Source organism: Streptomyces sp. NPDC015171 (assembly GCF_043079545.1).
Taxonomy (GTDB): Bacteria; Actinomycetota; Actinomycetes; order Streptomycetales; family Streptomycetaceae; genus Streptomyces.
Map to the genome: position 1 here is coordinate 53,347 of NZ_JBIBUO010000018.1, position 19,432 is coordinate 72,778.

12 protein-coding genes and 1 pseudogene are annotated in these 19,432 nt (G+C 74.0%); 11 read left to right on the forward strand and 2 right to left on the reverse strand.

Annotated features, from left to right (window positions below; genetic code table 11):
* Positions 1-20: 20 nt before the first annotated feature.
* From ACF073_RS34805 to ACF073_RS34815, 3 genes are read left to right on the forward strand one after another with little or no spacing between them, the layout of a single operon-like run.
* Positions 21-1,451 carry an FGGY family carbohydrate kinase gene (locus tag ACF073_RS34805; protein ID WP_392075474.1) on the forward strand — a complete coding sequence of 477 codons (1,431 nt, stop codon included), beginning with the start codon at positions 21-23 and terminating at the stop codon, positions 1,449-1,451.
* Positions 1,448-2,851, forward strand: a complete 1,404-nt coding sequence (locus ACF073_RS34810; protein WP_392075475.1) for an FAD-dependent oxidoreductase — start codon at positions 1,448-1,450, stop codon at positions 2,849-2,851. The genes ACF073_RS34805 and ACF073_RS34810 overlap by 4 nt, the downstream gene beginning before the upstream one ends.
* On the forward strand, positions 2,848-4,209 hold the full coding sequence (locus ACF073_RS34815; protein WP_392075476.1) for an NAD(P)/FAD-dependent oxidoreductase: 1,362 nt from the start codon (positions 2,848-2,850) through the stop codon (positions 4,207-4,209). The genes ACF073_RS34810 and ACF073_RS34815 overlap by 4 nt, the downstream gene beginning before the upstream one ends.
* Positions 4,210-4,226: 17 nt before the next feature.
* Here the strand turns inward: ACF073_RS34815 and ACF073_RS34820 are convergent, their stop codons facing one another.
* Together ACF073_RS34820 and ACF073_RS34825 are read right to left on the reverse strand one after the other, a co-directional pair.
* Positions 4,227-4,991 carry a crotonase/enoyl-CoA hydratase family protein gene (locus tag ACF073_RS34820; protein WP_392075477.1) on the reverse strand — a complete coding sequence of 255 codons (765 nt, stop codon included), beginning with the start codon at positions 4,989-4,991 and terminating at the stop codon, positions 4,227-4,229.
* 51 nt (positions 4,992-5,042) lie between these two features.
* Positions 5,043-6,041: a YbhN family protein gene (locus tag ACF073_RS34825; RefSeq protein WP_392075478.1), complete on the reverse strand. Its 999-nt coding sequence runs from the start codon at positions 6,039-6,041 to the stop codon at positions 5,043-5,045.
* A gap of 168 nt (positions 6,042-6,209) precedes the next feature.
* On the opposite strand from ACF073_RS34825, the gene ACF073_RS34830 reads away from it, so the two are divergent.
* The 8 genes and pseudogenes from ACF073_RS34830 (at position 6,210) to ACF073_RS34865 (ending at position 19,334) form a co-directional block, all read left to right on the forward strand.
* Entirely contained in the window at positions 6,210-8,102 is a 1,893-nt protein-coding gene (locus tag ACF073_RS34830) for an ABC transporter ATP-binding protein (RefSeq protein WP_392075490.1), read from the forward strand.
* Between the two features lie 1,040 nt (positions 8,103-9,142).
* On the forward strand, positions 9,143-11,323 hold the full coding sequence (locus ACF073_RS34835; RefSeq protein WP_392075479.1) for an RICIN domain-containing protein: 2,181 nt from the start codon (positions 9,143-9,145) through the stop codon (positions 11,321-11,323).
* Positions 11,324-11,545: 222 nt separating this feature from the next.
* Positions 11,546-13,918, forward strand: a complete 2,373-nt coding sequence (locus ACF073_RS34840) for a glycoside hydrolase family 65 protein (protein ID WP_392075480.1) — start codon at positions 11,546-11,548, stop codon at positions 13,916-13,918.
* A gap of 20 nt (positions 13,919-13,938) precedes the next feature.
* A pseudogene (locus ACF073_RS34845) lies at positions 13,939-14,184 on the forward strand (VOC family protein); the annotation flags it as partial.
* Positions 14,185-14,325: 141 nt separating this feature from the next.
* A complete protein-coding gene (locus ACF073_RS34850; protein WP_392075481.1) occupies positions 14,326-15,132 on the forward strand; it encodes a LytR/AlgR family response regulator transcription factor in 807 nt (268 codons plus the stop codon).
* An 889-nt stretch (positions 15,133-16,021) separates the two neighbouring features.
* Positions 16,022-17,239: a LuxR C-terminal-related transcriptional regulator gene (locus tag ACF073_RS34855; RefSeq protein ID WP_392075482.1), complete on the forward strand. Its 1,218-nt coding sequence runs from the start codon at positions 16,022-16,024 to the stop codon at positions 17,237-17,239.
* Between the two features lie 222 nt (positions 17,240-17,461).
* A complete protein-coding gene (locus ACF073_RS34860; protein WP_392075483.1) occupies positions 17,462-18,097 on the forward strand; it encodes an FMN-dependent NADH-azoreductase in 636 nt (211 codons plus the stop codon).
* Positions 18,098-18,140: 43 nt separating this feature from the next.
* Positions 18,141-19,334, forward strand: coding sequence for a cytochrome P450 (locus ACF073_RS34865; RefSeq protein ID WP_392075484.1), 1,194 nt, complete (start codon positions 18,141-18,143; stop codon positions 19,332-19,334).
* Positions 19,335-19,432: the final 98 nt, after the last annotated feature.

Consider the following 19,432-nt stretch of genomic DNA (forward strand, 5'->3'; position numbering starts at 1 on the left):
GCCGGAGCGGAGGATACGCGATGACGGGGCCGGTGCTCGCCGTCGACCAGGGCACGTCCGGCACCAAGGCGCTCGTGGTCTGTCCCGAACGCGGCGTTCTCGGCGCCGGTTTCGCCGAGGTGCGCCCCCGGTACCTGCCCGGCGGCCTGGTCGAGGTGGACCCGGCTCAGCTGTACGACTCCGTGGTCGAGGCCGGCCGGCGCGCGCTCGCCGAGGCCGGCGAGGACGTCGTCGCGCTCGGCCTCGCCAATCAGGGCGAGACCGTCCTCGCCTGGGACCCGGCCACCGGACGCCCCCTCACCGACGCCCTGGTCTGGCAGGACCGGCGTGCCGAGACCGTCTGCGCCGAACTCGCCGAGCACGCCGGGGAACTGCGGCAGCTGACCGGCCTGCCCCTCGACCCGTACTTCGCCGCGCCCAAGATGGCCTGGATCCGCCGCCGGCTCACCCGCGAGGGCGTCGTCACCACCTCCGACGTCTGGCTGGTCCACCGCCTCACCGGCGCCTTCGCCACCGACGCCGCCACCGCGGGCCGCACCCAGCTCCTGGACCTGGACCGCGCCGCCTGGTCCCCGCGCGCCCTCGACCTCTACGGCCTGGCGGACGAGCGCCTGCCCGAGGTCACCGACGCGGCCGGACCGGTGGGCACGACCACGGCGTTCGGCCGGGAGATCCCGCTCACCGGACTCTGCGTCGACCAGCAGGCCGCCCTGCTCGCCCAGCGGGTCACCGGCCCCGGCGCCGCCAAGTGCACCTACGGCACCGGCGCGTTCCTGCTCGCGCACACCGGCGACCGCCCCCGGCGCGGCGGCTCGGGCCTGGTCAGCTGTGTGGCCTGGCGGCTCGCCGGACACACCAGCTACTGCCTGGACGGACAGGTCTACACGGCCGCCTCCGCCGTCCGCTGGCTCACCGACCTCGGTGTCATCGCCTCCGCCGCCGACCTCGATCCGGTCGGCGGCGCCGTCCCCGACAGCGGCGGGGTCACCTTCGTCCCGGCCCTCGCCGGGCTCGCCGCCCCCTGGTGGCGCGGCGATCTGCGCGGCTCGCTGACCGGGCTTGGCCTCGACACCACCCCCGGGCACCTGGTGCGCGCGCTGTGCGAGGGCATCGCCGCCCAGGTCGCCGAACTCGCCGAGGCCGCCGCGAGCGACCTGGGCGCACCCCTGGACACGCTCCGCGTCGACGGCGGCCTCACCCGCTCGGCGCTCCTCATGCAGACCCAGGCCGACCTGCTGCAACGCCCGGTCGAGGTGTCCGCGCTGCCGGACGCCACCGCGCTGGGCGCCGCCGCCCTCGCCCGCCTCGGCGCGGACCCCGCGCTCGCCGTCGACGACGCCCTGCCCGACTGGAAGCCCGCCGCCGTGTACGAACCCCGCATCCCGGCCGGCCTGGCCGACGAACGCCGCGCCGGCTTCCGCTCGGCGGTCGCGACCCTGCTCGGCTCATGACCGTCACCGCGGAGGGTCCGCTGCCGTCGACGCCGTACGACGTGGCGATCGTCGGCGCCGGTGTGGTCGGCTGCGCCATCGCCCGCGAACTCGCCCTCCGCCCCGGGCTGCGGATCGCCCTGGTGGAGGCCCAGGACGATGTCGGCCAGGGCACCTCCAAGGCGAACACCGCGATCCTGCACACCGGGTTCGACGCGACGCCGGGCACCCTGGAGGCCCGGCTGGTCCGGGAGGGGTACGAGCGGCTCGGCGCCTACGCCGCCCGGACCGGCATCCCCGTCGAACGGGTCGGCGCCCTGCTGGTCGCCTGGGACGAGGAGCAACTGGCCGCGCTGCCCCGGCTCGCCGAGAAGGCCGGGCGCAACGCGTACCACGACACCGTCCTGCTCGGCCCCGACGCGCTGTACGCCCGCGAACCGCACCTCGGCCCCGGCGCGCTCGGTGCCCTGCACGTCCCCGGCGAGAGCGTCATCTGCCCCTGGACGACGACCCTGGCCTACGCCACCGAAGCGGTCCGGGCCGGCGCCGACCTGCACCTGAACACCGCCGTACGGGAGGTGCGGCGGGCCCCGGACGGGCACCGGCTGACCACCGGCCGGGGCGCCCTGCACGCCCGCCACCTCGTCAACGCCGCCGGACTGCACGCCGACACCCTGGACCGCGCGCTCGGACACGAGGACTTCACCGTCACCCCGCGCCGCGGCCAGCTCCTGGTGTACGACAAGCTCGCCCGCCCCCTCGTCCGGCACATCCTGCTGCCCGTACCGACGGCCCTCGGCAAGGGCGTCCTGGTCGCCCCCACCGTCTACGGCAATGTCCTGCTCGGCCCCACCGCCGAGGACCTGCGCGACAAACGGGCCACCGGTTCCACCGCCGACGGCCTCGCCGCGCTGCGCGAGCAGGGCCGGCGCGTCCTGCCCGCCCTCGTCGACGAGGAGGTGACCGCCGTCTACGCCGGGCTGCGCGCGGCCACCGGGCACGAGGACTACGCGATCGCCGCACACCCCGAGCAGGCGTACGTGACCGTCGGCGGCATCCGCTCCACCGGCCTGACCGCGTCCCTGGCCATCGCCGCCCATGTCACCGGGCTGCTGGCCGCCGGCGGGCTCGACCTCGGCCCGGTGCGCGAGCCGGAGCCACTGACCATGCCCAACCTCGGCGAGGCCTGCCCGCGCCCCTACCAGCGGCCCGAACTCATCGCCGCCGACCCCGAGTACGGCACGCTCGTCTGCCACTGCGAGCGCGTCTCCCGCGGCGAGATCCGCGACGCCCTGGCCGCCACGGTCCCCGCGCGCAGCCTGGAGGGCCTGCGCCGCCGCACCCGCGCCCGGGCGGGCCGCTGCCAGGGGTTCTACTGCGGGGCCACCGTCCGCGAGCTGTTCGAGCGGGGCCGGGCGTGAGCGGCGACGGAACCGGGCGGCACGCACGCGGGGACGGTCTCGGCGGGCCAGGCGAACCGGCCGGCCGGACCGCCCCGGACGCCTCGTCCCTCCCGTCCCTCCCGTCCCTCTCGTCCGTCTCGTCCCTCTCCGTTCCGCGTCGTGTCGACGTTCTCGTCGTCGGCGCGGGACCCGCGGGGCTCGCCGCCGCCGCGCGGCTCGCCGCCGCGGGTGCCGGGCGCGTGGAGGTGCTGGAGCGGGAGGCGCGGCCCGGCGGAGTGCCCCGGCACTGCGCGCACGGCGGCTTCGGCACCTGGACCCACCCGCTCACCGGACCCGGCTACGCCCGGCTGCTCACGGAGGCCGCCGAGCGGTCCGGAGCCACGCTCAGGACCGGGGTGACCGCACTGGACTGGGCGACGGCGGGACCCGTGCTCAGCACCGTCGGCCCCGGCGGCCCCGAGACGATCGAGGCACGGGCGGTCCTCCTCGCCACCGGCGCCCGTGAACGCCCGCGCACCGCACGGCTGGTGCCCGGCACCCGCCCCGCCGGCGTCTACACCACCGGTGAACTCCAGCAGGCGGTCCACCTGTTCGGGCAGCACATCGGCACCCGCGCGGTCGTGGCCGGCGCGGCGGACATCTCCTACGCGGCGGCCGGCACCTTGCGCGCGGCAGGCGCCGAGGTCGTCGCCCTGGTCACGGAACACCCGCGCGCCCAGACCGGCCGCGCCCGCGCCCAGGCGGCCCGGCTGCGCGACCGCGTCCCGCTGCTCACCGGCACCGCCGTCACCGAACTCCTCGGGCACGGCCGGCTGTCCGGTGTGCGCGTCCGCCACCGGGACGGCCGTACGACCGTCCTGCCCTGTGACACCGTGGTGTTCACCGGAGACTTCGTCCCCGAGCACGAGCTGGCCCGGCGCGGCGGCCTCGCCCTCGACCCCGGCACCCGGGGCCCCGCCGTCGGCGGCTCGGCGCACACCTCGCGCCCCGGTGTCTTCGCCGCCGGCAACCTGCTGCACGCCGTGGAGCCGGCCGGCACCGCGGCCCGCGAGGGCGTCCGGGCGGCCGGCGCGGTCCTGGACTTCCTGGCGGGCGCACCCTGGCCGGAGCCGGGGGTACCCCTCGTCGTGGCGGCGCCGCTGCGCTGGATCGCGCCGAACCGCGTCACACCGGGCGCCGCGCCCGAAGGCCATGTCCTGCGCACCGGCGTCCCGCTGCGCCGCCCCGTCCTGTACGTCCGCCAGGACGGCCGGCTGCTGCACCGCGAGCGGCTCGGCCCCGGCACCGCGCTGCCCCACCGCACCCTGGCCCTCACCGCCCGCTGGCACGACCGTGTCGACCCCGCGGGCGGGGAGGTACGGGTGAGCACCGGCTGACGGGGCGTGCCCGGGGATCAGTGGTCGGTGAAGGAGCCGTGCCGCCCGGACCCGGCGGTGAAGCGGGCGACGCCCTGCGCGCTCTGCGCCAGCACCGCCATGCCGTACCGGAGTTCGCCGCGCAGGGCCGACTCCTCGTCGAGCCCCTCCTGGTCCAGCACCGACGCCCGGTCGCCGCGCAGACAGTCCTGCGGGAAGCCTGCGACGGCCGCGGCGAGCGCCTCCGCTTCGGCGCGGGCGGTCCCGGTCGGCACCACCCGGTCGGCGAGCCCCATCGCGTGCGCCTCACGGGCCGGCACCGGGCGGCCGGTGAGGATCATGTCCAGGGCCCGGCCGGTGCCGATCAGCCGGGGCAGCCGGACCGTGCCGCCGTCGATCAGCGGCACGCCCCAGCGGCGGCAGAACACCCCGAACACCGCGTCCTCCTCCGCGACCCGCAGATCGCACCACAGGGCGAGTTCGAGGCCGCCCGCGACCGCGTGTCCGGCCACCGCCGCGATCACCGGCTTGGACAGCCGCATCCGGGTCGGCCCCATCGGCCCGTCGCCGTCCTCGGCCACCCGGTTGCCGCGTTCCGTGCCGATCGCCTTGAGATCCGCGCCCGCGCAGAACGTGCCGCCCTCGCCCCACAGCACCGCCACCCGCGCCTCGTCGTCCGCCTCGAACGCCCGGAAGGCGGCGGCGAGCGCGGCGGCCGTCGGACCGTCCACGGCGTTGCGGGCATCGGGCCGGGACAGGACGACCGTGGTCACGTACTCCTTGCGTTCCACGCGGACCGGCACGGGGGTGCTCCTTCGCAGAGGGAGGGGGCGGTTCGAAGGCCTCACTGTGCCTCAGATGACCTTCAGCCGCACCAGTGCCCCCAGCGTCAGCGCCCCCGGCAGCAGGGGCACCCACATGGTGATGATCCGGTAGGCCAGCACCACCGCGGTGGCCACCGCCGCCGGGCCGCCCACCGCGATCAGCGCCACGATCAGCGCCGCGTCCACGGAACCGAGACCGCCGGGCGTGGGGACCACGGCCACCGCGACCGTCGCGGCGAGGTAGGCCAGCGCCATGTGCGCGACCGGCACCGGCAGCCGCAGCGCGAGGCCGACCGCCGCGAGACCGCCCGCCTGGAGCGCGGGGAAGGCCAGCGAGCCGCCCCACAACGCCAGGGCGCGGGCGGGCCGGGCGTGCACCGACCGCGCCTCGCCCAGGGCGTCGCGCACGAACGCGGACACGCGCCTGCGTACCGGTCGCACGAGCGCGAGCACGGCAGCGGCGACGGCAGGCAGCCCGGCGGCGCCCAGCAGCAGCGGGAGCACCGAGCCGTCCGGCAGCAGCGGGCCGAGCCGCAGCGCGTCGGGGAAGGCGATCAGCAGCACGGCCAGCAGACCGAGCCGGCCCACGCACTCGGCGAGCAGGTACAGGGCGAGCGCGGCCGAGGAACGGGCGAGCGGCACCCCGCACACGGACATGAAGCGCAGGTTCACGGCGCCCGCGCCGAGCCCGGTGGGCAGCAGATGATTGGCGGCGCCCGCCGCGAACTGGGTGGCGAGCAGCCGCCCCTTGGGCAGCGGCTGCAGCACCGCGCCCTGCCGGGTGCACGCGGCGGCCACCCAGGTCAGGCAGGTGGCCCCGGCCGCGGCGAGCAGCCAGGGCCAGGAGGCGGTACGCAGCTGGCCGAAGCCCTCGGCCAGCACCGCGCGGTGCCGGACGGCGATGACGGCGACGAGCGCGAGCGGGACCAGGCACAGCACCTGGCGGACCGGGACGCGGCCGGGGACGCGGCGGGGGAACCGCCGGGGGAGGCGTCCGCGGGGGAGCGGGGGGACAGGGACGGAGGTCACATCGGCACAGGCTTTCCGTGCCGCCCTAACGGCGGGTGGCGGAATCGGGGACGGCGGCTTACAGGGGAGGGTCATCAGAGCCTTCGGGTGGCGGGACGCCGGTGCGGGTGAAAAAGCGCGGACATTGACCTCAACGAAGCTTGAGGTTCTACGTTCTCCCTCATGAGCATGGAGACCACCGCCTGGACGCAGCTGCACAGCGTGATGAACGCGCAGTCCGAACGTCGCCCCTTCGCCCGCGCCACCCTCCGCCGAATCGCCGCCTTCGCCCGTCCGCACCGCGCCGGCATCGTGCGGTTCGTGCTGCTCGGGGTGGTGACCGCGCTGCTCGCGGTCGCGACCCCCGTGCTCGCCGGCCGCGTCGTCGACGCGATCGTGGCGGGGCACGACGCCGGCACGGTGGTCCGGCTCTCGCTGCTCATCGCGCTCGTCGCGGTCGCGGAGGCCGGGCTCGGCATCCTCGGCCGGCGGCTGTCGGCGACGCTCGGGGAGGGACTCATCCTCGACCTCAGAACGGCTGTGTTCGATCATGTGCAGCACATGCCTGTCGCGTTCTTCACACGTACGCGTACGGGCGCCCTGGTCAGCCGTCTCAACAATGACGTGATCGGTGCCCAGCGGGCCTTCGCCAACACCCTCTCCGGAGTCGTCAGCAACCTGGTCACCCTGCTGCTCACGCTCGCGGTGATGCTGACCCTGTCCTGGCAGATCACCCTGCTCGCGCTGGCGCTGCTGCCGGTGTTCGTGCTGCCCGCCCGCCGCATGGGCAGCCGGATGGCCCGGATGCAGCGGGAGGCGGCGGCGCTGAACGCGGCCATGGGCACCCGGATGACCGAGCGGTTCTCGGCACCCGGCGCCACCCTGGTCAAGCTGTTCGGGCGGCCGGAGGAGGAGTCGGCGGAGTTCGCGGCCCGGGCCCGCCAGGTGCGGGACATCGGGGTGCGCACCGCGACGGCCCAGTCCGTGTTCATCACCGCGCTCACCCTGGTCTCCGCCCTGGCCCTGGCCCTCGTCTACGGCCTGGGCGGCTGGTTCGCGCTGCGCGGCACGCTGGAGGCCGGCGCGATCGTCTCCCTCGCCCTGCTGCTGACCCGGCTGTACGCCCCGCTCACCGCGCTCGCCGGCGCCCGTGTGGAGGTGATGAGCGCGCTGGTCAGCTTCGAGCGGGTCTTCGAGGTACTCGACCTGAAGCCGCTCATCGAGGAGAAGCCGGATGCCGTCGAGGTGCCCGAGGGACCGGTCGCGGTCGAGTTCGAGGACGTCCGCTTCGCCTACCCCTCCGCCGACCAGGTCTCCCTCGCCTCCCTGGAGGAGGTCGCCGCCCTGGACACCCGCGGCGGCGCCGAGGTGCTGCACGGCATCTCCTTCCGCGCCGAACCCGGCCGGACCGTCGCCCTGGTCGGCTCCTCGGGCGCCGGCAAGTCGACCATCGCCCAGCTGCTGCCGCGTCTGTACGACGTCGACGCGGGCGCGGTCCGTATCGGCGGGGTCGACGTACGGGACCTGACCGCCGCGTCCCTGCGGGCCACCGCCGGCATGGTGACCCAGGACGGCCATCTGTTCCACGACACCGTCCGCGCCAACCTGTTGCTGGCCCGCCCCGGGGCCGCCGAGGCCGAACTGTGGGACGCCCTCGGCCGGGCCCGCCTCGCCGAGGTCGTACGGTCCCTGCCGGACGGCCTGGACACGGTCGTCGGCGAGCGCGGGTACCGGCTCTCCGGCGGCGAGCGCCAGCGCATGACCATCGCCCGGCTGCTGCTGGCCCGCCAGCGGGTGGTCATCCTCGACGAGGCCACGGCCCATCTGGACAACACCTCCGAGGCGGCCGTCCAGGAGGCGCTCGCCGAGGCCCTGGAGGGCCGTACGGCCGTGGTCATCGCCCACCGCCTGTCCACGGTCCGGGCCGCCGACCAGATCCTGGTGGTCGAGTCGGGGCGGATCGTGGAGCGCGGCACGCACGAGGAACTCCTCGCGGCGGCCGGCCGGTACGCCGAGCTGTACCGGACCCAGTTCACCGAACGGGACGACACGGCGGAACCGGCCCTGCCCACGGCGGGGTGACGGCCCGGAGCCACCCGGGGCGCCGACTCCGGCGCCCCACGCGAGTACGGACGCCGACACCCACAGGGGCACGCTCCGCCCGGGACGGGGCGGCCCGGCGCGGGGTGGGTGGTGGGGGGCGGGCAGAGCGGCGGGGCGGGGGCTGCGGGGGGCTGGGCGGGCCGGCGGGCCGTGGGCGGTGAGGGGCGGGGGGGCGTAAGGCGGCCTTGTCCCGGGCGTGGCCCCGCGAGGTGCGGGGCGGCGCTGCGCCGGACCGCGTCGGCGTGTTCGGCCGGGGCGGCCCGGCTCCGGTCGTGGTCCCGTCGGGTGCCGGGTGCCGGGTGCCGGGTGCCGCGCACGTGGGTCCGCGTCGGTGTGATCGGTCCGGGTCGGATACCTCTGCCGTGGTGCTGTCGGATCCTGGCCCGTGCCGGTTCCGGCCCGGCGGGGCGCGACTGGCGGGGGCTGGGCGGGCCGGCGGGCCGTGGGCGGTGAGGGGCGGGGGGGCGTAAGGCGGCCTTGTCCCGGGCGTGGCCCCGCGAGGTGCGGGGCGGCGCTGCGCCGGACCGCGTCGGCGTGTTCGGCCGGGGCGGCCCGGCTCCGATCGCGGTCCCGTCGGGTGCCGGGTGCCGGGTGCCGCGCACGTGGGTCCGCGTCGGTGTGATCGGTCCGGGTCGGATACCTCTGCCGTGGTGCTGTCGGATCCTGGCCCGTGCCGGTTCCGGCCCGGCGGGGCGCGACTGGCGGGGGCGGGGCGGGCCGGCGGGCCGTGGGCGGTGAGGGGGCCTCCCGGTGGGTGTGTGGACGGCCTCGTCCCGGGCCGCGGGCCCGCCGGTGGCGGGTGCCCGGGTGCCGGGGTGGTCGGCGGGGCCGGGTGGATCCCCCCGGCGCCCGTGTCGTTGCGTCCCGGCCTGGGGTGGTTTCCTGTGCCGCCTCTTGACGCCAGTGGTCCGGACCTCTAGTTTCACGCCTTAAACAAAGCCGCACGGGTCCCAACGGCCGCTGGTCCCCCGGCCGTTGGGACCCACACCCACCCCCCACTCGAAAGGCCACCCGCGTACATGGCCAGACCCCTCCCGGCGGCGGGCTCGCTCGCCGCCCTGTCCCTAGCCGCCGCTCTGCTCACGGCGGCCCCCGCGCCGGCGGCCGGCACCGCAGCGGTCGCCCTGCCCAGCGGCTTCGCCACCGTCATGAACGCCGCGAGCGGCCGCTGTCTGGACGCCAAGGCCGCCGCCACCGCCAACGGCACCGTCGTGCAGCAGTACGCGTGCAACGGCTCCACGGCGCAGCGGTGGAGCTTCACCGCCACCAGCGACGGATACGTCCGGATCAACAACGGGAACGACACCAACCAGGTCGCGGACGTCGCCGACGTCTCCACCGCCGACGGCGCGCAGGTCCACCTGTGGACCTACGGCGGCGGCGCCAACCAGCAGTGGCTGCCGGTCGACGAGGGCGGCGGCGCCTACCACTTCGTCAACCGCAACAGCGGCAAGTGCCTGGACGACCCCGGCGCCTCGATCGCCGACAGCGTGCAGTTCGTGCAGTACACCTGCAACGGCAGCGCGGCCCAGCGGTTCCAGGTGGTTCCGGTGAACCAGTCCGCGAGCAACCCCGATCTCGGTCCGAACGTCCTCGTCTTCGACCCCTCCATGCCGGCCTCGACGATCCAGAGCAGGCTGAACACCGTCTTCCAGCAGCAGGAGACCAACCAGTTCGGCTCCCAGCGCTACGCCGTGCTGTTCAAGCCGGGCGCCTACAGCGCCGACGTCAACGTCGGCTTCTACACCCAGGTGCTGGGCCTCGGCCTCACGCCCGACGCGGTGACGATCAACGGGGCGGTGCACGCCGAGGCCGACTGGTTCCAGGGCAACGCCACCCAGAACTTCTGGCGCGGCGCCGAGAACCTGTCGGTCAACCCCACCGGTGGCGGCGACCGCTGGGCGGTCTCGCAGGCGGCGGCGTACCGCCGGATGCATCTGCGCGGCAACCTCGCCCTGGACGACGGCGGCTGGTCCAGCGGCGGCCTCCTCGCCGACAGCAAGATCGACGGGCAGGTCAACTCCGGCAGCCAGCAGCAGTGGCTCACCCGTAACTCGCAGGTCGGCAGCTGGACCGGCGCCAACTGGAACATGGTCTTCGCCGGCAGCCAGGGCGTTCCGGCCACCAGCTTCCCCAGCCCCCCGTACACCACGGTCGCCCAGAGCCCGGTCAGCCGGGAGAAGCCGTTCCTGTACGTCGACGGGGCCGGCGCCTACCAGGTGTTCGTGCCGTCCGTGCGCACCAACTCCACGGGCACCAGCTGGGCGAACAGCCCCTCCGGCAGCTCGCTCCCGCTGGACGCCTTCTACATCGTGAAGCCGGGCGCCACCGCCTCGCAGCTCAACGCCGCCCTGGCCGCGGGCAAGAACCTGCTGGTCACCCCGGGTGTCTACCACCTCGACCAGACCCTGAAGGTGACCCGCCCGGACACGGTCGTCCTCGGCCTCGGGCTCGCCTCCTTCGTCCCGGACAACGGCGTCACCGCGATGTCCGTCGCCGACGTCGACGGCGTCAAGATCGCGGGCCTGCTCTTCGACGCCGGCACCACCAGCTCGAAGACCCTGGTCGAGGTCGGACCGGCCGGCTCCGCCGCCTCCCACGCCGCCGACCCGACCTCCCTGCACGACGTGTACTTCCGCGTCGGCGGCGCCGGTGTCGGCAAGGCGGCCACCAGCCTCGTCGTCAACAGCGACAACGTCATCGGCGACCACATGTGGATCTGGCGTGCCGACCACGGCAGCGGCGTCGGCTGGAACAGCAACACCGCGGACACGGGCCTGATCGTCAACGGCGACGACGTCACCATGTACGGCCTGTTCGTGGAGCACTTCCAGAAGTACCAGACCGTCTGGAACGGCAACGGCGGGCGCACGTACTTCTACCAGAACGAGATGCCGTACGACCCGCCGAACCAGGCGGCCTGGATGAACGGCTCCACCCAGGGCTACGCCGCCTACAAGGTCGCCGACTCCGTCACCAGCCACCAGGCGTACGGCCTCGGCAGCTACTGCTACTTCAACGTCAACCCCGGTGTCGTCGCCGCGCACGCCATCGAGGCGCCGAACAAGGCCGGTGTCCGCTTCACCAGCATGGTGACCGTCTCCCTCGGCGGCACGGGCACCATCTCCCACGTCATCAACAACACCGGAGGACCGTCCAACTCCGGCAGCAACGTGGCCAACCTGACCAGCTACCCGTGATCCGGCGGGACGGCCGTTCGGAGGGACGGCCGTCCCCGCCCTGACCAGACCGTCCCGGTCCCCGGCCGTGTCGGCGGCACTCCGGCGGGTGCCGCCGACGCATCATCACCTCATGACGCAGCGGCACACCAGCGCGGCCCGCCGGGACGGCCGGCGACCCATCGTGGACACCCCGAGCCAGGGCGGTGCGGCCGTGCGGTCCGCGCGCCCGCTGCCGAAGGGGTGACGGTGACCGGGCCCACCTGGGAGTACGACGGCTACCGACCCGCCGAGGAGCGCCTGCGGGAGTCCCTGTGCACCCTCGGCAACGGCTACTTCGCCACCCGGGGCGCGCTGCCCGAATGCGCCGCCGACGACGTCCACTACCCGGGCACCTACGCCGCGGGCTGCTACAACCGGCTCACCTCCGAGGTCGCCGGCCGCCGCGTCGAGAACGAGGACATGGTCAATCTGCCCAACTGGCTGCCCCTGCGGTTCCGGCCCGCCGGCGGCGACTGGCTCACCCCGGACAGCGCACCCGTCACCGAGCACCACCAGATGCTCCACCTCGATCCCGGCCTGCTGGAGCGCCGCACCCGCTACCGGACCGGCGCCGGCACCCTCCTCGTCCGGCAGCTGCGCCTGGTCCATCTCGCCGACCCCCATATCGCCGCCCTGCGCACCGAGTTCACCGCCGAGGTCCGCACCCTCGACCTGGACGTCGAGGCCGCGCTCGACGGGGGCGTCACCAACTCCGGCGTGGCCCGCTACCGGGACCTGGACGGCAGACACCTCACCCATGTCCACGTCGGCACCTCCGCACCCGGCACGGTCTGGCTGCGCTGCCGCACCCGCACCTCCGACATCCGCTTCGGACTGGCCGGCCGGCTGACCGCGAACGCCCAGGTCACCCACGCGAACGAGGCCCACCGCGCCGTACAGCGGCTGCGGTTGCGGCTGCCGCCCGGCCGGACCGCCACCGTCGACAAGACCGTCGCCCTGCACACCTCGCGCGACCCGGCCATCAGCGACCCGCTGCGCGCCGCCGTGGACCGGGTCGGCGCCGCGCCCGGGTTCGACGACCTGGCGGAGTCGCACCGCGCCGCCTGGGAGCAGCTGTGGCGGCGCACCGCGCCCGACGTGCCGGGCGAGGCCGGCAGCATCCTGCGCCTGCACCTGTTCCATGTGCTGCAGACCCTCTCCCCGCACACCGCCGACCTGGACGTCGGGGTGCCCGCGAGGGGACTGCACGGCGAGTCCTACCGGGGCCATGTCTTCTGGGACGAACTCTTCGTCCTGCCCTATCTCAACCTGCACCTCCCCGAGGTCTCCCGCGCCCTGCTGCGCTACCGCCACCGCCGCCTCGACGCCGCCTGCCACGCGGCCGGCGAGATCGGCCGCCGCGGCGCGCTCTACCCCTGGCAGAGCGGCAGCGACGGCCGCGAGGAGACCCAGCAGCTGCACCTCAACCCGCGCTCCGGCCGCTGGCTGCCGGACCACTCACGGCTCCAGCACCACGTCGGCTCGGCCGTGGCGTACAACATCTGGGAGTACTGCGAGGCGACCGGCGACACCGACTTCCGGCACGGCGAGGGCGCCGAGATGCTGCTGCAGATCGCCCGCTTCTGGGCGGACTCGGCGACCTGGGACGACCACCTGGGCCGGTACCGGATCCGGGGTGTGGTCGGCCCCGACGAGTACCACGACGCCTACCCCGGCGCGGGCCGGCCGGGCCTGGACGACAACGCGTACACCAACGTCACCGCCGCCTGGGTGCTCACCCGCGCCCTGGAGCTGCTGCACGGCCTGCCCGAGCCGCGCCGCCGCGAACTCACCGAGCACACCGAACTCGCCGAGGACGAGCCGGCCCGCTGGGAGGAGGTCGCCCGCAGGCTGCACATCCCCTTCCACGACGGGGTGATCAGCCAGTTCGACGGCTACGGCGACCTCGCCGAACTGGACTGGGAGGACTATCGGGGGCGGTACGACGACATCCGGCGGCTCGACCGGATCCTGGAGGCGGAGGGCGACACCGTCAACCGCTACAAGGCGTCCAAACAGGCCGACGTGCTGATGCTCGGCTACCTCTTCTCGCCCCCCGAACTCCGGTCCCTGTTCCAGCAGCTGGGCCACCCGCTGGACGAGCACACCTGGTCCGCGACCGTGGACCATTATCTGCACCGCACCAGCCACGGCTCCACCCTCAGCGGTCTGGTCCACGGCTGGATCCTGGCCCGCGCCCGCCGCGCCGACGCCTGGAGCTTCGTCCAGGAGGCGCTCCGCGGCGACATCGCCGACCTCCAGGGCGGCACCACGGGCGAGGGCATCCACCTCGGCGCGATGGCCGGCACGCTCGACCTCGTACAGCGCGGACTGACCGGCCTCGCGACCCGCGGCGGTGCCCTCTGCCTCGACCCGGTCCCGCTGCCCGAACTGTCCTCGTACGGGTTCACCGTCCGCTACCACGGCCACTGGGGTGTCCGGCTGCGGCTGCGCAGCGGCCTGCTGGAGATCGCCGTACCGGACTCCGACGGCTCGCCCATCGACCTGCGCCTGCGCGACCGTGCGGTGCCGGTGGGGCCGGGGGAGACGGCCAGGCTGGTGCTGCCGGACTGAACCCCGGCCCGCAGCATCGCGGCCCCGCCGGCGGCATCGTCCGGCCGGATCCGGTCGCCGTCTGCGCCGACGTCGTACCCGTCCCGGAACCCAGGCCGGCGACGAAGAACCGGGTGCACCTCGATCTCGCCACCATCTCGCAGGCCCACCGGACGGAGCTGGTCCCGCGTCCGACGGCCCTCGGCGCCACGCCCGCCGACGTCGGCCGGGGCGACGCCCCGTGGACCTGCCCGGCCGACCCGGAGGGCCACGGGTTCCGCGTCCTCGCCCTGCCCTGACACGGATTCCCCCGAGAGGGCTCCGTGGCCGGATCACGGCCTGGACACACCCCGGTCCGCGATCTCGACGGGCGCGGGCCGGCCGGACCACCATGGGGGTGCGGTCGAGGGCGAGAGGAGCTGCCGGACATGGGGGTGAGCGATGTGCCCTTGCGCGTCCTCGCCGTGGACGACGAGGAACCGGCCCTGGACGAGCTGCTGTACCTGCTGGGGCAGGATCCGCGGGTCGGCACGGTCGTGCCCGCCCTGGCGGCCACCGAGGCGTTGCGCCGGCTGAGCCGGGCCATGGCCTCGGGAACGGACGGTACGGAGGGCTTCGACGTCGTCTTCCTCGACATCGACATGCCCGGCCTCAGCGGACTCGAACTGGCCAGACTGCTCGGCGGGTTCGCCGCTCCACCGCTCGTCGTCTTCGTCACCGCGTACGAGGACTTCGCCGTGCGGGCCTTCGACCTCAAGGCCGTCGACTACCTGCTCAAGCCGCTCCGCAAGGAGCGCTTCGCCGAGGCCGTACGGCGCGTCGCCGAGCTGGTGCGGGCCGGGCAGGGGCCCCGCCCGGCCGCGCTCGCGGCGCCCGCGGCACCGGCACCGGTCATCGACCAGGTGCCCGTGGAACTGGGCGGCGTGACCCGGTTCGTGCCCCTCGCCGACATCACGTACGCCGAGGCGCACGGCGACTACGCGCGGCTGCACACCGGCCGGGGCAGCCATCTGGTGCGCATCCCGCTGTCCACCCTCGAGGAGCAGTGGCGCCCGCACGGCTTCGTGCGGATCCACCGCAGCCGGCTCGTCGCCCTGGGCCGGATCGAGGAACTCCGGCTGGAGGGCGGCAACCTGACCGTCCGGATCGGCGACCGGGTCCTCGCCGTGAGCCGGCGCAACGCCCGGGAACTGCGCGACCTGCTGGCCGGCCGCGCGACGGGCCGGGCACGCTGAGCGGTTCGGCCACCGTGGCCGAACATCGACGCCGAGTCCGCCTGATGAACGGTGCCGGGACCGGGTGGCGTTGGTCACGTTCACGAAGGTGTCGGCGCGGGCAGGTCTAGTCCTCGGAGCACGCGGACGGCGAGCCGTCTTGCCGTGCGGACGGGGGTGGGACTTGTCTGGGGGAATGGCGAGCGGTGGCCGCGGGCGGGCCTTCTCGACAGGAGTCGTCGGGGAGCGTTAACGGGAGCGTCACAGCGATTCGTAGTACTTCACCGGTTAAATACGTATGGTTGTGCGAAGGATCGGTGAGTAGGTGGCGGGGGCATATTTCCTCGCCAGCCTTGTGACGTTCGTGCGCGACTGCGGTTCACCACACGTGTAGGCAAACGGACGATTGGATCACGGGCCAGGGGGGTTGCTTGATGGTCTTCATCAAATCGGGCCGTGCCAGGCGGCGACTGCTTCGGCGAGGCGGGTTTCACGGACCACGCGTTCACGCGGCGAGGCGAACCGGGCGCTGATGCGCCGGCTGTGAGGTGCGCACGCGTGCGGGACGGCGAAAGCGAGCGGACGCAAGAGGTCTTTCGGCATTCCAGGGCCCTGCCCCGGACTGCTGTTCCGGGGGGCAGAGCGCCCCCTTAAATGGCCGAAAACAGGTGGATCGCGTACGCCACGGGGGGATGCGAGAGGGAGCGTGCACATGATCCGGAAGAAACGGTCGACGGGTTCGAACGACACCCCACGAGTTCAGAACGCCACCGATTACAAGTCAGAGGTAGTAGTGCCCCCGCGATATTCAGTCATATCCGAGCAAACTCTTCTGGAATCATCTTCCGAGCCCGGCCGTTCCATTGCACAATCCGCGCTGTTCTGGCTCGACGGACGGCTCGGCAAAAGCATGGAGTTAGCCGCCGCGGCGTCGGAACCGGCCCCGGGGGAACGGGCCGGCCATGCCGCGGCACCGGAGGCGCGCATCTGGTACGCGACGCTGCTCACGCGTGTCCGCGGTCTCCGGCCCGCCGAACGGCTCATCGCCGGCGAGGCGCCCGCCCCCACCGGGCCGCACCGTCCCGAGGTCCAGGCGGCGCTGCTGCTGTGCGAGGCGGAGATCCATCTCGCCGGGGGCAGGCTCACCGAGGCTACGGCGGCCGCCGAAGCGGGTATCCGGCTCGCGGGGGAGGCCGGCAACCGAGGGCTGCCGCCACGGGGACATGTGGTCCTGGCCGTGTGCTCGGTCCGTTCCCTGGACCTGACCACCGGCCTGCTGTACGCGAACCGGCTGCGCGACGCGGCACTGCTCGGCCAGGAGAACCTCATGCCGGGACAGTGCGTCTGGGCCGCGGCCCAGGCCCTGGAGGCGCGCGACGGCATGGCGAGCGTGGCGCACCTGCTGAAGGGCATCGTCCACGACGACGTACTCACCCGCGACCTGCTGGTCTCGCAGCCGGCGGCGGCTCCCTGGCTGGTCCGTGCCGGGCAGCGGCTCGGCGACCAGGAACTCGTCGAGCGCACGGTCCGCACGATGAGCCGGCTGGCCCTGCGGAACCGCGACTTCCGCAGCGTCCAGGCGGCGGCCGAGCACGCCGTGGGGCTGTACGAGCGTGACGCGGACGCCCTGGAGGCCGCCTCGGACCGGCACCTCGACGCCTGGGCCCGCGCGTCCGCCCTGGAGGACGCGAGCCGGATGCGCGCCGCGCGCGAGTCGGAGCGGGACCAGGCGGTCGACCTGCTCCGGCGCGCGGCCGAGGCCTACCTGGGCGCCGGGTCGTCCCGGGACCTCGCGCGCGTCCAGAGCCGGCTGCGCGAACTCGACGACCACGGCGGCCGGCCGGCCCGCGGCCGGACCCGGGTCAGCCGGCTCACCGACACCGAGTTCGCGGTGGCCGAACTGGTCAGCCAGGGACTCACCAACGGGCGGGTGGGCAGCCAGCTGTACATCTCGCCGCACACGGTCGCGTTCCATCTGAAGAAGATCTTCCGCAAACTCGACGTGACCTCCCGCGTGGAACTGGCCCGCTCCTGGAACCGGATCCTCGTGGAGGAACGCGACGGCTCCCCGCGCGTGTCCGAGCCCGACTTCCTCGTCCGCGCCTCGATGGCCCGTCAAGCCGGGTAGCCCCCACGGGCGCGGAGCCGTCAGCGCAGGTGACAGCCCCGCGCCCGCCCCCCGTCGCCCGCCCTACCAACCTGAGGGATGCCGCGGCGCCGGTCCGTCCCCGTAGCCTGCTCGAAGGGAAACACCACTTATCACCGTGCTGTGCCGTTCCGTCGGCGAGCGCCGGCCCGAAGTCCGGGCGGGTCTGCCGAGCAGCCCCACCAAGTGGCCAGGAGTTATGACATGACTCATCTTCTGCACATCGACGCGAGCATCCGCTCCGGCGAGTCCGTGACCCGGCAGCTCACCGCCGAGTTCGTCACGCAGTGGCGGCACAACCACCCCGACGCCGGATACACCTACCGCGACCTCGGCGCCGAACCGGTCCCGCACATCACGCACGAGGTGCGGGAGTGGCTCTTCGACCCGACCGGTGACCTGCACGGTGTCAGCCCCGAGGAACAGGCGCTCACGGAGGCGCTCACCGCCGAGGTCCGCGAGGCGAGCACCATCGTGCTCGGCGTCCCGATGTACAACTACACGATCCCGTCGTCCGTCAAGACCTGGATCGACCGGCTGGTCACCCCGGCGCACATGCTGCTCCCGGGCGCCGAGTCCGGCGCGCTGAGCGGCAAGACCGTCATCGTCGTCACCGCGCGCGGCGGCTCCTACGCCCCCGGCACCCCCCGCGAGGGCTGGGACTACCAGGAGCCGTACCTGCGGGCGGTGCTGAGCGCCATCGGGCTCGCCGACAACCTGAAGTTCGTGCATGCCGAACTGACCTTCGCGGCCATCGTTCCCGCCATGGAACAGCTGAGGCCGCTGGGCGAGAAGTCCCTCGCGGACGCCCGGGAGACCCTGCGCAAGCTGGCCCTCTGACCTCAGGCACCACCGTTCGTACACGTTGTGGGGAAGGTGCTCCATGAGCGAGATGCTCTCTTATGAAGATGTCTGGTCGCGTACCCATCACTTCGACCCTCCCGCGATCTTCGACAAGCTCCGCGAGGAACGCCCGCTCGCCAGAATGACCTACCCCGACGGTCACATCGGCTGGTTCGCCACCGGGCACCAGATCGTCCGGGACGTCCTCAGCGACCCCCGTTTCAGCCACAGCCTGGAGATCGGGCACTTCCCCGTCACCAAGTACGGTGCGCCCGTACCGCAGTTCCCGGCGATGCCCGGCATGTTCATCCACATGGACCCGCCGGACCACACCAAGTTCCGCCGCCTGCTGGCCCGGGAGTTCACCGTCCGGCGCATCGCCGAACTCGCCCCGCACGTCGAGTCGGTGGCCGCCGAGCAGATCGAGGAGACGCGCGCCCACGGCGCCCCCGCCGACCTGCTCACCACCTTCGCCAAGCCGCTCGTCCTGCGGGTCCTGTCCGACCTGGTCGGCCTGCCGTACGAGGAGAAGGAGCGGTACGCCGACGCGCCCGCCATCACTCACGACCCGGACGGTGACGCCGAGGAGTCGATGGCGGTCTTCCAGCAGGTCGGCGCGCTCATCGGGGAGACCATCGAGCGCAAGCGCAAGCAGCCGGGCGACGACATCATCAGCCGGCTCCTGGCCACCGGAGAGCTGTCCGACGAGGAACTCGGCAATATCGTCGCGCTGCTCCTGTTCGCGGGGTACGAGACCACCGAGAGCGCTCTCAGTGTCGGTGTGCTGGCGCTGCTGCACCACCCGGAGCAACTCGCCGCCCTGCGCGCCGATCTGTCGCGGATCGACCCGGCGGTGGAGGAGATCCTGCGCTATGTCACCGTCAACCAGTACGAGATCTTCCGGACCGCGCTGGAGGACGTCGAGCTGGACGGGCAGACCGTGAAGAAGGGGGAGACCGTCACGGTGTCCCTGCCGGCCGCCAACCGCGACCCGGCCAAGTACGGCTGCCCCGCCGATCTCGACCTCGACCGTGACACCGCCGGACACCTGGCGTTCGGCCACGGCATCCACCAGTGCGTCGGCCAGAACCTGGCCCGCCTCGAACTCCGTGTCGGGCTGCGCGCGCTGCTGCGGGCCTTCCCCGACCTGAAGGCGGCCACCCCGGCCGAGGAGATCCCGCTGCGCACCCGCGGCTCGGTGTTCGGGCTGAAGAGCCTGCCGGTCACCTGGTAGGAGCCCGCCGGCCACGCACGACGGCACGACGGCCGCCCGCGCGACGGAGCGCGGGCGGGCCACGGCCGCTCGCTCCGGCCGCCCCGGACCGGCCTCAG